Source organism: uncultured Desulfosarcina sp. (assembly GCF_963664155.2).
Lineage (GTDB): Bacteria > Desulfobacterota > Desulfobacteria > Desulfobacterales > Desulfosarcinaceae > Desulfosarcina.
Window position 1 is genome coordinate 2,229,432 of record NZ_CAXXXH010000001.1, and the last position, 15,128, is coordinate 2,244,559.

Below are 15,128 nucleotides of genomic sequence, written 5' to 3' on the forward strand. Positions count from 1 at the left end.
TGAAGTTGGATCAGGCCTTCACCCGGAGGTGCCAACTCAGCGGGTGAAGGCCGGGACTCATCAGGGGAGGCAATGTTGGGGCAATCGCAGCCAATCTCCCCCAGATTGATGTTTACCATCGTCGGGGTTACGAAAAAGATACAAGGGAGGGTTACAAGAAGATTGAGAAATACGGAGGTGAGGATGACCGTCAGAAAAGTCGCTATTCACCTGTCATGCATGATCTCGTGATAGATTTTGGTGGTGGCGGGGTCGGGGTCGGTATCCAGTTCCACGGCGAGAACGTCTACCAGGTCCCGGTATATTTTGAGGGCGGCGCTTCGGCGTCCCTGGCGATACAGCAGGCGCATGAGCCGCTGGTAGGCCTGTTCGGCAAGAGGGTCGGCCTGGATCACGATTCCGCAGTGCCGTGCCGCCTCATCCAAATCACCTTTTCGTTCCAGAAGTACTACCATCTCCATGAGCACGGCGAGATACCGATCCTTCAGGGCGGCACGTTTCATTTCGGCCCAACTCAGATAGGGCTCTTCAGGAAGAAAATCCCCCCGATAGATAGCAGCGGCTCGCCGGCAGGCCGACAGGATCCGCTCGTCATCGTCATCGCGCTTCAGTTGCCTGATCTCGTCGCAGGCCTCCAGAAAATCGTTGACATCCACCTGGCAGCGCCTCATGTCCAGACTGATCAGGTTGTCCTTCAGAAGAATGCAGGAAAAACCGGCTCGCTGATCCGCCTGAGGCTCCAGAATCCTGCGCAGCCGGTGGAGAGTCACCTTAAAACGCTTCAGGGCCGCCTCATGAGTACTATCCGGCCAGAGGGCATCCATGAGAATATCCTTGGGGATCTCCCGGCACCCATTGACAAGAATGGCCTTAAGCAGCAACTTCTGGCGAAGGCCGGCCCACTGGGCATCGGCAATAGCCTCGCCCCCATTGCGGCGGACTTCGAACCCGCCCAAGGTCTGGATTACCAGACCGGCAGGGGTATCATCGGAACCTGCCGTCGTCGCCGGCCGTTGGATCGGTTTTCCTGCATCCGATTCTTTGGCCAGTGCAAATCCAGGGGGTTGAAGGGACAGATGGGTCAAGAGGCGGCGGGCGAGGCGAGCCATTTCGGAATGGGTGGTCTGAAGGGCCGGTGTACAGGCCGCCACGATGTCTCGGGCAGCCAGGATGGGAAAGGCTTCGTATCCCTGTGATGCCGCAACGGCAAGGGCGGATTCCAAATGCCGGTCCGCCGCATCTCGATTGCCCATGGCCGTTTCCACCAGCGACAGGCCCAGGCAGGCCTCGGCCAGCGACAGGCGGCTTGACACCCGACTGAAAAAATCACGGGCCGACGTCAGCGCCTGCCTGGCGCCGGCCAGATCCTTCAGGTGATAGGCCGCCATTCCCAGAATCAGGCGGCAGCGAAACAGGTGAATACTCTCTCCCAGGCTTTGGGCAATCACGCCAACCGCCAGTTCGGCCCATCTTCGCGCCCGCTCAAAATGCCCCTGATGATAGGCCTTCAGTGCCCGCAAACGAAGGGCCAACCCATTGTAGAAAGGGTTGGCGGTCAGCGTGGCCACGTCTTTGAGATGCCGGGTGGTGTGCCCCACCGCATCGAAGCGCCGTTGATGAATCTGAAGCAAGCCGGACAAGTCCAGATGAATGGGGTATAGAAAAAGCAGACCAAACTTGTCGATATCTTTTTGGTTGGCGTCAAGCAAGCGCTGGGCGCAATCCAGATCTCCTTTGGATAGGGACAGTTTCATGCTGACAATATTTTTCAGGGCGCGGTATTCGGGATAGGCGGCCGCCACCAGGTGGTGGATCGTGGCAAGGGCTTTTTCCGCCGCGGCGAACTCCCCGGTTAATGTGAGCCCGAAGACATGAATGATAGTGGTGTTCACCGTAAGGGTTTCGTCCTGAATGGTGTTGGCCAGCAGCATGGCGTTGCGGCAGGCGGACAGGCCTTTTTGGAGATCGCTGGCGCCGGAGAGATATCCGAACGCTACCTGCATCCACAACACCGCCTTGGCAAAGGGATAATATCGGTTGCCGCTCACCCTTTCGAGCATGGTCCATGCCTCACCGAGCCAGCGGTTCAGCACCACCGCCGGGTGGCCGATGAAAACGGCGGCTTCAATGAGATAAGCCAGCGCCAGGAGTTGGCCCCGCTGATCGCCTTCCGCCTTGAACCGATCGAGCGCCCTTGAAAAAGCCTCGATATTCCTGCGCCCGCCACTGATGCGTCGACCCACCGCCTTGTAGAAGGAAAGCCAGGCATCGTCGTGAATCAAGTCATCGGGCAGGATGTCGATCCACCCGGCCAGGTCGGCAAACCGGCCCTGGGCGGACAGCCCCATGGCGATTTTCTTGATCCCTGCCGCCGCTTTTTCAAAAACCTCCGCCTGCAGGAAAAAACGAATGGCTCCCTCGTAATTGCCAGAATCCCAGTCCAGATCAGCGGCCCTGACGAGAAGTTCCCGCTGCTCCGCCCTGTCCAGTATCCCGTGGAATTTGTCGAGCAGAAAATCGCGGAACAGCTGATTGTATCGATATCTCAGGCCGGACTGTATGTCGGAAAGGCGATGGATGAACAGATTTTGCCTAACCATGGTATTGAGAATGGTTTCAACATCCCCCACCGGTTGGTTTTGCAGATAACTGGCGGTCTTTTTCGGATCAATGGTGTCGAAGATGGCCGATCGAATCAGAAAGTTCCGGGTGGTCTCATCCAGTGCGGAAAAAACCGCTTCGGAAAAATAGGCCAGCCGGTCTCCTTGCATGGCAACGGGCAGCCCCCTTTCAATAAAGTCAATCCGCTGTGCCTCGGGAATATGACTCAACGCCTCCCACACCAGCACCAGGCCGCCGGCCCATCCATCGGTAATTTCCCGGATCCTCGCCAGTTGGGGCGGAGCCAGGCGCAAATCATACAGGTCTGAAAAAAAACGGAAAATTTCGTCGGTGGTAAACGCCAGATCGTCATTGTTGAGAACGACCAGTTCCTGACGAATTCGCAACTGCTCAAGCTTCAGCGGCGGGGTTTCGCGGGATACAAGCACCAGGCAGCTGGGTGGAGAAAGGTTGACGAGGATCCTGTCGATGAGCTTCAAACTTTCAGCGTTGCCGGAAAGCCGATCAAGGCCGTCCATCACGATTCGAACCGGTGCCTGGGCGATGATTTCGTTCAGGAAAACGCTTGCCAGCTCGGTGATCCGGCCCGAACCCATTTCGGTCCCCAGGGCAATCGCCGGATTTTTTAAGAAGGCGGAGGTATCCAGGGACGGCCGCGAGGTCTTAAGGGCATGGACCAGCAAGTGGAAGAAATTCACCGGATCGCTGTCCGATGGGTCCAGATGCATCCATGCGCCGGTCGGGCCAGGCTGACGGGCAAGCTCTGCCGCCAGTGTCGATTTGCCCTGAGCCGCCTGCCCGGTGATCAGGATCACACGGGTGGCGTCCGCACCCAAAACCCGCTGGATCAGCCGCGGACGAGGAATGGCCCGGGAGTGGCCCGGCGGGGTTGTTCTGGAGATGGTTCGCGCATCAACCATGGCGTTTCGCTTCAGCAATTGGGCCGATAAGCACTTTACTTGAAATCAAAAATGATACCGATGGCATTGACCGGGTATCAGTTGGCATAGCCATGTTAACATGTTCCCGCAACTTGCGGTATCTGCAAAGCGGTGAAAATCGGCATTTTGTCACTAACTGTTAAATTATACAATAGATTACCGGACCTGTGCAAATGGCCGGCGACCGGCACGGGGCTTGACGAAGGATACAGACCTTTGCTCGGCCGGCGGCATTTCATCCGTCAAGGAAATCGTTGCAAATGTTCCTGTTTCAGGTATCATTGTGCCGTCAAACAGAAACGGCCGTACGCCGTTAGGGGGACTGAAAAATTATACCACAACGATTGGGCCGGATATCGGTTCGCTTTCGAGGCACGCCAGACGGCACACACAATATTGTGGCTGTCGGAGCAACGCCGAAGACGAACGAAAAGACAGGCAAGCGTGTGGGCTTATTGATCGGCGAGGCCCTGACACCCTTTTTATCCTAACCCCCCGACAGGGAATGATTCTTGCGATGAATGCCATGAAAACGGTCCTGGTCATCGACGATGAAACCGCCACATTGACCATGTTCCGCCTCTTTCTCAATGCCTACGGCTATTCGGTGCTGACAGCTGAAAATGGCGAAACCGGCCTTCGGCTGGTCCGGGAACATCACCCCGGCATCGTATTCACCGACCTGAAAATGCCCGGTATGGATGGGTTCGAAGTACTGCGACAAATCAAGAAGACGGCGCCGAAAACCGAAGTGGTTGTTATTACCGGCCATGGCGACATGGATCATGTGGTCCGCGCCCTCAATCTCGACGCCACCGACTTTATCAACAAGCCCATCGGCCGAAACGCCCTTGATGCAGCTCTCAAACGGGCGGAAGCACGCCTTACAGATGACCGCCGGGACAGCATGCCCATCCAGGTGGAGGTCTCCGCCGGTGTGGGTATCGTGTCCATCAAAGGAACCCTGACCGGCCGGCACAAAGACCTATTCACGGCATCGTTGCATCGTACGTTGGATTCAGGGGCCAAAGGAATCGTCATCAACTTCGACAATCATTCCGCAGTCAACGGGACCGGCATCGCGCTGCTCACCCGGCTGCTGTCGGAAGCCCGGGCAGCGGGAACGCAGGTCTGTATCACCGGGCTGTCGGAGAATTTCAAAACCATTTTCGACATGGTGGGCATCACGCGGGTCGCCCCGTACGTCGACACGGTGGAATCGGCTATCTCTGCCATAGGTAAAAACATAACAGTGTAACCTCTTTTGGTTCATGGGTCCAAAAACAAACTTGCGGTTTCGAACCTGAATCAGTATAGAAACGGCGATCATCGCCGTTTACCAATGAATCCGATAAAACCACGCAAGGGCAAATAGATGAAACCGTCTACCGTCAGCGACAGTTCACCGGGGCGCCTCCCCATCGACCATCGTTGTCCGACGATCCCTTGTTTTTCAGCGGGAAAACGCACCCCTTGCCAACATTCAACACCCTATGAGAATCCACGCACCAGCGTTTCAATGAGGAGGCACTATGGTTGATTCCCGAAGCTGGGACTGGGAGACCGGAGAGAAGAAAGTTTCTCTGGACTCCTGGAAAAAGGAATACCGATGGGTTGAGGAACCCTATGCCAGTCCCGATGGCGAAAAGGTCGCCGCCATTGTCAACGTGGACGAAGGCGAATTCACCGTCTGCGTTAACGGCCAGGCCTGGGGGGAAACCCTGTTCGATAAAATCTGGCACCTGCGTTTTTCACCGGACGGGCGGCTCACGGCCCTGGTGTCCGAAATGGGCGAATGGACCATGGCCGTGGATGGCGAAGCCTGGGAGAATAAATTCGGCTACATCTGGGAACCCCGATTCAGCGCCGACGGCGCCAGTATTGCCGCCGCCGTGCAGCAGGACATGCGGTATGCCATGGTTCTCAACGGGAAACCCTGGGAGCAGACTTACGCCAACATGACCTATTTTGCCCTGAGCCTGGACGGCCGGCACACCGCCGGTGCGGTTCAGGTGGAAGATGTGGACTCCGGAGAGATTCACAAGTTCCAGGAGGGCTCCTTTTCCGCCGCCTTGGACGGCAAACCATGGGACTCGCGCTTCGTCAACGTCTGGAACCTGGCCATCAGCCCGGACGGAAAACACCTTGCCGCCGAAGTGCGAATCAACCTTTACGATTACACCATTGCCGTGGACGGCGTACCCTGGAAATCGCACTACGCCACCGTCTGGGAACCGAGGTTCAACCCGGCCACCGGCACGGTGGTGGCACCGGTTCGGGAAAAAGGGTTGTGGGCGCTGGCAGAGAACGACAAAATCATCTGGGATCGCCGTTTCGTCCAGCTCTGGCACCAGATGTTCAGCCCCGACGGCAGCCGGATAGCCGCCATCGTGGCCCCCAGCTACGGCCGATGGACCGTGGCCGTGGACGGCGTGCCCTGGCCGGCCACCTTCACCCGGCTGGTCACGGACGCAACTTTCAGTCCGGATGGACAGCGTATCGCCGCCCTGGCCAAGGATGATGAAACCTATCGTGTCGTGGTCGACGGAAAACCCTGGTCCGATGGCTGGGAAATGATTTGGAAACCCGTCTTCAGCCCGGACGGGAAAGACGTGGCCGCCAAGGTGGAGAAAAGGGGCCGGTACACCTACACGGTGAACAACCGGGTCTGGTCCGCATCCTGTGATGCCGCTTGGCCCCCGGTCTTCAGCCCCGACGGCTCGCATCTGATGCTGCGCACCATCGAGTCGGGAAGCTATGTCCGGCGCATCGTGCCTGTTTCCACCATCACCGGTCAGGAGAGATAACCCATGCACACCTTCTACAACGTCGTCAGCGGGCCGCTGGCATGGATCGCCTTTATTCTCTTCTTCGGGGGCAGTATCTACCGCATTGTCCGCATGCTGATGCTGGTTGCCGAAAAAGAGAAATTTATATTCACCTACATGAGCTGGCGTTACAGCCTGCGCTCCATCCTGCACTGGATCATCCCCTTTGCCACGGTGAACTGGCGGCGCCAGCCCGTGCTTACGGTGGTCACCTTTGCCTTCCACATCTGCCTGATGGCCGCGCCCATCTTTTTACTCTCCCATGCGGTACTTTGGGACGAGGCCTTCGGCATCAGCTGGTGGTCCCTGCCCGACGCCATGGCCGATGTGATGACCGTGGTCGTAATCATCGGTGCGGCCTATTTTCTGGTACGGCGGATCAGCCAGCCGGAAGTCAAGTTCGTCACAACGGCATCGGACTTCGTGATTCTGGCCATCGTGGCGGCGCCCTTTGTCACCGGGTTTCTGGCCTACCACCAATGGTTCAACTACCCGCTGATGATGGGCCTGCACGTGCTCGCCGGAGACATCATGCTGGCGGCCATCCCTTTCACCCGGCTCAGCCACATGCTCTTATCGCCCTTTACGCGGGCTTATATGGGCTCCGAATTTGGTGGAATACGACACGCCCGGGACTGGTAGCAGCCAATGACACATTTGCGCGACAGCCGGTTTTGTTGAATCAGGCGTCAGCTTAAAAGGAGTTCTCAATATGGCGGAACCGTCAAAAAAAGAAAAAAACAAAGTCGTCGACGAGGGCATCGATGTCGGTATCTCCCGGCTTACGGAAGAGAAAATCCGGTCGGTGATCAACAGCGTCATCGACAACGAGACCGGCGCCCGGCTGAAGGCCTATGTAGAAACCTGCATTCACTGCGGGTTGTGCTCGGAAGCCTGTCACTACTACCTGTCCCATGATAACGACCCGCACTACTCCCCGGTAGGCAAGGTCAAGCAAACCATCTGGGAGATGCTCAAGAAAAAAGGACGGGTAAGCCCGGAATTTATCCGTCAGGCAGCCATTATCGCCCACACCCAGTGCAACCTGTGCAAGCGGTGCGCCCAGTACTGCCCCTTTGGCATCGACATCGCCTATCTCATTCTCGTGGTACGGCGGATCATCCACCGGTTGGGCGTCACCCCGCTGTACATCCAGGACACCGCCCACAGCCATTCGGTGACCATGAACCAGATGTGGGTCAAGGGCGACGAGTGGCCCGACACCCTGCAATGGCAGGAAGAGGAAGCCCAGGCGGAAATTTCGAATTTGCGCATCCCTCTGGAAAAGGAGGGGGCCGATATCATGTACAGTGTCATCGCCCCGGAACCCAAGTTCCAGGCCCAGTTAATCTACCAGACGGCAGTAATCATGAACGTAGCCGGGGTCGACTGGACCATGCCGGCCTCGGTGGGATGGGACAACAGCGACATGGCCATGTACACCGGAGACAATGAAATCATGGGCCGCATCAAGCGTGCCCACTTCGAGACCGCTGAGCGGCTCAAAGTCAAAAAAATTGTCATGGGAGAGTGCGGGCACGCATTCCGCAGCGTCTATGATATGGGCAACCGCTGGCTGGGCTGGGCCATGCCGCCGTTTACCATTGTCCACGCCATTGAATTCTACCACGACCTGATCAAGGATGGCCGCATCAAAATCGCCAAGAAGTACCAACCGCCCATCACATTGCACGATCCGTGCAACGTGATACGCGGAGGGGGGTTGTTCGAAAAGGCGCGTTACGTGGCCCATGCCCTGTGCGAAAATGTGATCGAGATGATTCCCAACGGGGAGCACAACTACTGCTGCTGCGCCGGCGGCGGTGTGATCAACACCGGCCCGCCATTCAAAATGACGCGAATCGAAGGCAACCGGGTCAAGGCCGAACAGCTCTTCGGGGCAAAAAGCAAGGGTGCCCAGGTCCTCGTGGCGCCCTGCCACAACTGCCACAGCGGTCTGGAAGACATCGTGCATCACTATGGAATCGGTCTGGACATCAAGTTTTTCGGGGATATCATCTACGAAGTCATGGAAAAGCCCGAATGAACCCGGGAGGAAATATGAAAACCGTCACGCTGATCGCACTGTCACTATTCATCGGAATTGTTCCGGTCATCTCCCCGGCGTGGTCCCAGGAAGATATGACCGTGGTGGACAACGCCGCCTTCGACACCCCCCAGCGCACGCCGTCGGTATTCGCCCACGATGAACACAATGAAACCGCCGGCATCGACGACTGCGCCGAGTGCCACCACGTCTACGAAGACGGCAAACGGGTGGACGGCGAATCGTCGGAAGACCAGCGCTGCTCGGAATGCCACGGCCTGAAAGGGTCAGGAGGCCAGCCGTCGCTGATCAGGGCCTTCCACGCCAACTGCAAAGGCTGCCACCAGGAGCAGAAGAAGGGGCCGATACTGTGCGGGGAGTGCCACATCAAGTAGTATTCGAGAGGAGACGGCATCTTGGCGCCCAGCTCTGCGTTCTCGTGTTATCGCAATCCTCGACGTAGCGCTGCTACGCCTCCGGTTGCAATAACCCTGCGGCCTTGACCTGAACACCAATATACCATCTCCCCTCGAACACTGGATGGGACAAAGTTTATTGTGCCTAATTGTTGGTCCGGATTCCAACTGCGATAACGCACGACCCAGGAAATAAATTAGGAGACGTCTTCCATGCCCAAAAAAATTCTCATCATCGACGACGACCCCATTGTGGTCAAATATCTGGAAGCCGTTTTCAGCGACAACGGCTACGAAACCTGCACCGCATCGAGCACCATGGAAGGTCTTAATGTGGTCAAAAAGGAAAAGCCCGACCTGATCACCCTGGATCTGCAGATGCCCGGGGAGTGGGGCCCCCGCTTTTACCGCAAACTTCGCAAGGACAAGGACCTGCGCGATACCCCGGTCATCGTGATCAGCGGCATCGACGGCGACCACGCCATCAAGGACGCCATCGCCTTCGTGAAAAAGCCCTTCGATCCGGAAAAGCTGGTGGGGATCGTGAAAAATACCATTGGTTGAAATCGACTTTCTGTCGATAGGGAACACCTGTTTACAACGATTTCATCGATATGGAATCGTGACCGCGCTGAAGGAAATTCGTGGGTTTGACAGCCAGGCTTGACGCCAATGATCGACAACACCCCCTATATTATCGTAGACAACCGGAAAATCTCCCCCATCGAACGGTCGTCCCGGCCCGATTCGGCAACCGCTGAACGAACGGGGCGGGAGGAGCAGACCTTCGGTATTGTCGACCGAGTCACCATTTCCAGGGAAGCTAGGGAAAGAGCCAGACATCAACCGGCCCATTCCGAAACCGGTCTAACGGCCCTTGAAAACCTGTCGAAACGGCCGCCCGCCACCAATAAGCCCCTGTTGACCTATTCACCGAAGCAATTGAGGTGATTGCGGCCGTTCTCGCCGTTACTTCCGACAGAAAAAGTGCAGATTAAAGGGGTCGTTGGGTATTTCCATCACGGACACCCGCCAGAAGCCAGCCTGTTCCAGCATCCGTTCGGCCAGCTGACGGCCCCACATCATCCCCAGACCGGCACCGCCGTCCACCAGCCCAACCGGCATGCAGTGCATCAGGCTGACCGTATACAGAAAAGGCCCCATGGGATGGTCCCGGTTGCCGTCGATGTCGCTTTCCGCAGCAATATCGATCATGGAAAAGGCCCCGTCTTCCTTTAATATTTCATGAATCCCCTGGAGCGCTTCCAGGGGGCGGGTCTGGTCATGAATGGCATCAAAGGCGGTAATGTAGTCAAAACGGGCGGACAGGTCATTGGGATGGCGCAATCCGGCAGCGTCGCGCTGTTCAAAACAGACGTTGGGCAAGCTTTTTTCACAGGCGCCGGCCCGGGCTGTTTCAAGTGCCTCGGCGCTGATGTCGATGCCGGTAAAGCGGCTGGTGGGGAAGGCCTGCGCCATCAGAAGCGTGGCGACCCCCTGGGCGCATCCCAAGTCGCAGACATCGATACCACGGTGCAGGGCCTGGACCAGTCTCCCGTCGTCCACCGACGGCAGGAAAGAATCCACCAGCACCTGGCGGTGCTTGGCGTCGCCCAGCTGCGCCATGAAATCGTGAAAATCCGGATACTGTTCGTAGGAGATCCCGTCACCGGTCAGAAAACCCTGAAACACGCGTTCCATGGCACAGGCCGTAAGCAGGGGAATCTCCTGAGTGTATACGCCCAGGTTTCCGCTGCCGGCACGGCGGGCGAGCACATCCCCATGGGATTTGGGCAAAAAAAAGCGGGGCTGGCCGTCTTCGCCCCGAATCAATTCCACAATCTCCCCGCACACCATCACCCCCAACCACTCCTGCACATACCGTCGGCTCAGTCTTGCCGCGCCGCAGATTTCATCCGCGGTACACGCCCGATTCATGGTGTCCATGATATCGAAAAGACCGGCACGGTACCCCAGGCCCATGGCCAGATTCAAGGACCCGTAGTTGAGGACATCGACCATCTTGTCCTGAAAGGTTTTGGCATCATCTTGCATGGTTTTTCCTTTTGAACCGGAAAACGTTTTCGCAATTTTCCAAACCGCTGGGCGTTGTTTTCGAACAATGACGACTATCGGTCCGTTTCCAGGAGTTGACGCATCGCCTCGGGCAACCCGCCGGAGTGAAAGGTCGTGGTCCCGGCTTCACCGGGAAGGCGCAGGGTCAGGGCATGGGCATGCAGACCCAGCCGGTTGAAACCGTGGTGCCGACGCAGGAAGGCAAGGGAACGGACCGATCCGTAACGCCGGTCCCCCACTACCGGATGGCCGGCCAGTTTGGCATGCCGCCGGATCTGGTGCTTCCGGCCGGTCAGCGGTTCGCATTCGATCAGAGAGTAATGAAGGCTGTGAGCCAGTAACCGGCATCGGGTGGTGCAGGGGTTCCGTTTCCCCTTTCCCGTGGGATCGTTACGACCAGCTGCCCCGGAAGTCAACGGCCAGTTCCAGTCGATCCGCTCATGGTTTCCGGAGGGCCCTTGAAGAAAGCCATGGACCACTGCCAGATATTGCTTGATGACAGCCCTTGCTGCAAACTGGTTACCGATGAAGGCCAGCGTTTCCGGATCGCCGGCCAGTATCACGATACCGCTGGTGTCCCGGTCGATCCGATGGACGGCATGGATGGCGGAAAGCTCCTGGTCCACAGCGGGCAGGCCACCCGCATGCACCGCTTCCAGGGCCAGCGAACACAGGTCGCTTCCCGGATCGTTGTGAATACTCATGCCGCAGGGTTTGTCCAGCACCAGCCACCGGGGCCCGAAGGCCACCACCGGAATCTGGACCGCTCCCGAAACGATAACGGTTTTCGGATCGGATTTTAACGGCAGGGTGGACGGATTCATCGGGGAAGCCTGTCCAGCGCCGTCCTGGCCTCGGCGAGCAGCATGTCGGCACCACATCGATCGAAAAGATCGATGCTTCTGGCAATATGTTCCCGGGCGTCATTGAATCGGTTTTTATGGCCATACAGCAATCCGAGATCCAGGCAGGCTTGGGCCAGCCTCAGTCGGGTGCCGATCTGCGTGCCGATTTCAATGGCTTCACGCAAATACCGCTCAGCAAGGCGGGACGCCATCGGCAGCGTTCGCAGCAGGAATCCGGCGTTTTTGATAACGGCCGGAAAGCCCATTGCTCCCTGCCGCAGGACCAGAGAGAGATAGAATCTTCCCAGCATATGCGTAAAGATCAGATCGTGGTTCCGCTTGCCCCGCTGCCGGTGGGTCTGGATCCGCTCTCGAATAATGGCAACGCCTTTCGCCAGGTTACCCATGGCGGCCGAAACGATGCCGTAGAAAGCATTGGCGGAGGTGCCGACGTATTCGTAACCGAACTGTTCGGTGGTGGCAATGACCGCTTCAAGGGTTTTAGCCGCAATCGGTACCTTGCCTTGTGAAAAATAGGCATAACTCAGAAAAAACCGCGCGTTCAGGCTGTAAATGGGGTCCACGGACACCTCGATGGCCTTGCTGAGCAGCGACTCGGCCTTTACGAAATCCCCCGCCGCCATCCGGGCGGCGCCCATGAGCAAATATCCTTCGGAAAAGGGTCGGGCATCTCCCTCCGCTTCACCGAATCGGAGCAGTTGCTCCCCGGTTTTCCAGCAGGCATTGATATCCCCGCTGAAAAAATGAAGCAGGCCCATTCCTGTGAGGTTAAACCGGATCAGTTCGTGGTCGGTTTTGATCCGGTCGGCCACGGCTGCCGCCTGCCGGCCATAGGCCAGGGCTTCATCCATCCGGCCCAGGTCCGTACAGGTCCAGCAAAGACCGGCGCTGCTGTAACCAATCAGATTGTCGTCGCCCAAAGCCTTGCCGATCGTCAAGGCCCGGATCAGGTAGGTGTAGGACTCTGTCACCAGTTCCCTGCGCTGCAGGGCCCATCCCATGCAGACCTCATACATGCCCGTTCGCAGGGGGTCGCCAAAGGCATTCACGGTAGCCTCGTGGCTTCGCAGAAGGTCCAGCATCTCGCGAAACAGCCCCCGCTTGTTGAAGGCAAAGTACCACTTGATAATCAGATCGATGAGCATGGCCAGCTCCACGGCGGTGGGAGCGGCAATCCGGTTCAACAACCGGTAAGCTCTCTCGTAATAACCATGGGATTCCTCCACCGCATATTTTTCCAGGCTTTTTTCACCGGAACGAATCAAGTATTCGGCAGCCTTGTGGGTGCAATCGCTGTTGGCGTAATGCAGGGCCAAGGTTTCCAGTGCGCTCTCCAGGCGGCCGTGAAGCAGGGTTTCCAGGGTGCCGGCGACCTTCTCGTGAATAGCCCGACGATCCGGCTTCAAGAGGCTATGGTAAACGACTTCCTGAACAATGGCATGCTTGAAACTGTATGTGGGTTCGCTTTGATCCGGAATCCGGCGAATCAGATCCACCCGTTCAATCTTTTCGATGCTCGACTCGAATTCCCCTGGAAAAGCCGTGATCCGCGCCAACAGATCCAGGCGAAACACCCGCCCGATGACCGAGGCTTCCTGCAAAATGGTTTTGGCGGCGTTTCCCAGCCGGTCCAACCGCCCATGGATGATACCGTTGATGGTTGATGAAAAGTCTGAAATATCAAAGGATTCGTCGAGATGCCACTGACTGCCGTAGCGCTTGAGTCGCTTGGCGTCGATCAGGGAATTGACGACCTCTTCGAGGTAAAAGGGGTTGCCTTCCACATTTTTGAGAATATAGCGGTCAAGTGCTTCGGGAATGGCCTGGGTACCCATCAGCGACCGGATCATTTCCCTGGACGATGGCGCATCCAGGTCTGTGAGTCGGATATTTTCACGGGAATAGGAAATGGGTTCACCGTGCTCACCGTCAGGAAAATCCAGGGTCGGCCGGTAGCTGATTACAAAGAGAAGGGGGAGACCCGATTCCTTGAGGAGGAACCGAATCAGCGCCAAAGAGGAGGGGTCCGCCCAGTGCAGATCCTCGATGCAGACAATCGTGGGTCCCTGACGCGCCAGTGCCGACAGCAGGGTGATGAACGCGCTCTGGAGGCGGAATTTAAAAATCTCGGGCCCTGCCGCCAGGCCTTCCGGGGGCGAAACGGCGTACAACCCCGCCAGAAAAGGAACGACCGCATCCGGGTCATCTACCAGCGATCCGATACCGGATTGGAGCTTGGCATCGATGACTGCTTCGGCATCCTCTTCGTGGATGTCGAAACGCCGGTTCAGCATGTCAATGAAAGGATAGTAAGGGATGCCTCGGTTATACGCATAGGCATGGCCGTCCAGCCACCGAAGGGATTCCGCACCAGCCGCGTCTTTGAATTCCGCGATCAGACGGCTCTTTCCGGTGCCGGCATCCCCTGAAACGGTTATGACCGTGCCTTCTTTTCGCCGCAGCCGCAGCGCCGCATCTTCCAGCTGCTTCAATTCCCGGTCCCGCCCGATGAGCCTCGCCTTCAAGCCATGAATGCGGCGCACCTTGTCCGGCTGCGGTGCCGCCGATCGGACCCGGTAAACCAAAACCGGCCGCACCCGCCCCTTTACCATCACCGGCGGGTGAGGTTCAAAGCTGAAGAAACCGGCAGCCGCAGAGAAAGCACTGCTGTCCGCCAGCACTTCTCCCGGTGCGGCTAGGTCCCTGAGCCGGGCGGCCAGGTTGACTGTGTCACCGGTGATGCCATGCCGACCGGTCTTCTCTTGCGTTGAGCCGGTAATCACCAGACCGGTAGCGACACCTGAACGCATGGCCAGCGCACCACCGAGGCAATCGGCGTATCGGCGTTCCAACCTTGAAACTATCCGCTGAATTTCCATCGCCGCCCGTAAGGCCCGGATGGCATCGTCCTCATGGGTCCGGGGCATACCGAATACCGCCAATACGCCGTCCCAGAGGATGCGGTCCACATATCCCTCGTAGCGGGAGATGATCTTGACCATCTCTTCGAAGAGATGGCGGGTCACTTCGCGAATCTCCTCCGGGTCCACCTGGTTGAAAATTTCCCGGTATCGACTGATGTCTGAAAAAAGTACGGTCACATGCTTGCGTTCACTTTTGAGTGAATCTGCCGGCGGGTCCGAATCCGGCTCAAGACGATTGCCGCATTGGTCGCAGAATTTGCTGCTCGGCCGGTTTACGGCCCGACACTGGCAGCATTGAATCGATGGCATCAGTGCTGCCCCGCAATGGCTGCATTCGGCCGCTTTTTGATCGACCGAACCGTGGCACCGGGGGCATATCATGAATGGTGAGCCTTTCCTGAAAACAAT

General features: G+C 57.5%; 11 protein-coding genes. 7 read left to right on the forward strand and 4 right to left on the reverse strand.

Annotated features, from left to right (window positions below):
- Positions 1-206: 206 nt before the first annotated feature.
- On the reverse strand, positions 207-3,542 hold the full coding sequence (locus ACHZBS_RS10215) for a BTAD domain-containing putative transcriptional regulator (protein ID WP_319406396.1): 3,336 nt from the start codon (positions 3,540-3,542) through the stop codon (positions 207-209).
- A gap of 547 nt (positions 3,543-4,089) precedes the next feature.
- Here ACHZBS_RS10215 and ACHZBS_RS10220 point away from each other — a divergent pair.
- The 7 genes from ACHZBS_RS10220 (at position 4,090) to ACHZBS_RS10250 (ending at position 9,805) form a co-directional block, all read left to right on the forward strand.
- A complete protein-coding gene (locus ACHZBS_RS10220; protein WP_394707979.1) occupies positions 4,090-4,821 on the forward strand; it encodes a response regulator in 732 nt (243 codons plus the stop codon).
- Between the two features lie 274 nt (positions 4,822-5,095).
- The gene (tmcD, locus tag ACHZBS_RS10225; RefSeq protein WP_319406398.1) at positions 5,096-6,370 is read left to right on the forward strand and encodes an electron transfer complex subunit TmcD; all 1,275 of its coding nucleotides are present in this window, start codon (positions 5,096-5,098) and stop codon (positions 6,368-6,370) included.
- Between the two features lie 3 nt (positions 6,371-6,373).
- Positions 6,374-7,033 (forward strand): TmcC family electron transfer complex membrane anchor subunit, encoded by a 660-nt coding sequence (tmcC, locus tag ACHZBS_RS10230; protein WP_319406399.1) that lies wholly within the window; start codon positions 6,374-6,376, stop codon positions 7,031-7,033.
- A 70-nt stretch (positions 7,034-7,103) separates the two neighbouring features.
- Positions 7,104-8,438: an electron transfer complex ferredoxin TmcB gene (tmcB, locus tag ACHZBS_RS10235; protein WP_319406400.1), complete on the forward strand. Its 1,335-nt coding sequence runs from the start codon at positions 7,104-7,106 to the stop codon at positions 8,436-8,438.
- 14 nt (positions 8,439-8,452) lie between these two features.
- The gene (tmcA, locus tag ACHZBS_RS10240) at positions 8,453-8,833 is read left to right on the forward strand and encodes an acidic tetraheme cytochrome c3 TmcA (RefSeq protein ID WP_319406401.1); all 381 of its coding nucleotides are present in this window, start codon (positions 8,453-8,455) and stop codon (positions 8,831-8,833) included.
- A gap of 234 nt (positions 8,834-9,067) precedes the next feature.
- Positions 9,068-9,418 carry a DVU0259 family response regulator domain-containing protein gene (gene divK / locus ACHZBS_RS10245; protein ID WP_319406402.1) on the forward strand — a complete coding sequence of 117 codons (351 nt, stop codon included), beginning with the start codon at positions 9,068-9,070 and terminating at the stop codon, positions 9,416-9,418.
- Positions 9,419-9,526: 108 nt separating this feature from the next.
- Positions 9,527-9,805 carry a hypothetical protein gene (locus tag ACHZBS_RS10250; protein WP_319406403.1) on the forward strand — a complete coding sequence of 93 codons (279 nt, stop codon included), beginning with the start codon at positions 9,527-9,529 and terminating at the stop codon, positions 9,803-9,805.
- Between the two features lie 18 nt (positions 9,806-9,823).
- Here ACHZBS_RS10250 and ACHZBS_RS10255 read toward each other — a convergent pair whose 3' ends face one another.
- From ACHZBS_RS10255 to ACHZBS_RS10265, 3 genes are all read right to left on the reverse strand, one after another.
- Complete coding sequence (locus tag ACHZBS_RS10255) at positions 9,824-10,909, reverse strand: class I SAM-dependent methyltransferase (protein WP_319406404.1); 1,086 nt, start codon at positions 10,907-10,909, stop codon at positions 9,824-9,826.
- Positions 10,910-10,983: 74 nt separating this feature from the next.
- Positions 10,984-11,754 (reverse strand): RNA pseudouridine synthase, encoded by a 771-nt coding sequence (locus ACHZBS_RS10260; RefSeq protein ID WP_319406405.1) that lies wholly within the window; start codon positions 11,752-11,754, stop codon positions 10,984-10,986.
- Positions 11,751-15,029, reverse strand: coding sequence for an AAA family ATPase (locus tag ACHZBS_RS10265; RefSeq protein ID WP_394707980.1), 3,279 nt, complete (start codon positions 15,027-15,029; stop codon positions 11,751-11,753). Before ACHZBS_RS10265 ends, ACHZBS_RS10260 begins: the two co-directional genes overlap by 4 nt.
- Between the last annotated feature and the right edge of the window lie 99 nt (positions 15,030-15,128).

What these genes read in the sequence shown, in the direction of transcription:
- tmcB (WP_319406400.1), top strand. Translation starts at nt 7,104, where the DNA reads ATGGCGGAACCGTCAAAAAAAGAAAAAAACAAAGTCGTCGACGAGGGC.
- tmcA (WP_319406401.1), top strand. Translation starts at nt 8,453, where the DNA reads ATGAAAACCGTCACGCTGATCGCACTGTCACTATTCATCGGAATTGTT.
- ACHZBS_RS10255 (WP_319406404.1), bottom strand. Translation starts at nt 10,909, where the DNA reads ATGCAAGATGATGCCAAAACCTTTCAGGACAAGATGGTCGATGTCCTC.
- ACHZBS_RS10220 (WP_394707979.1), top strand. Translation starts at nt 4,090, where the DNA reads ATGAAAACGGTCCTGGTCATCGACGATGAAACCGCCACATTGACCATG.
- ACHZBS_RS10265 (WP_394707980.1), bottom strand. Translation starts at nt 15,029, where the DNA reads ATGCCATCGATTCAATGCTGCCAGTGTCGGGCCGTAAACCGGCCGAGC.
- ACHZBS_RS10260 (WP_319406405.1), bottom strand. Translation starts at nt 11,754, where the DNA reads ATGAATCCGTCCACCCTGCCGTTAAAATCCGATCCGAAAACCGTTATC.
- ACHZBS_RS10250 (WP_319406403.1), top strand. Translation starts at nt 9,527, where the DNA reads ATGATCGACAACACCCCCTATATTATCGTAGACAACCGGAAAATCTCC.
- ACHZBS_RS10215 (WP_319406396.1), bottom strand. Translation starts at nt 3,542, where the DNA reads ATGGTTGATGCGCGAACCATCTCCAGAACAACCCCGCCGGGCCACTCC.
- tmcD (WP_319406398.1), top strand. Translation starts at nt 5,096, where the DNA reads ATGGTTGATTCCCGAAGCTGGGACTGGGAGACCGGAGAGAAGAAAGTT.
- tmcC (WP_319406399.1), top strand. Translation starts at nt 6,374, where the DNA reads ATGCACACCTTCTACAACGTCGTCAGCGGGCCGCTGGCATGGATCGCC.
- divK (WP_319406402.1), top strand. Translation starts at nt 9,068, where the DNA reads ATGCCCAAAAAAATTCTCATCATCGACGACGACCCCATTGTGGTCAAA.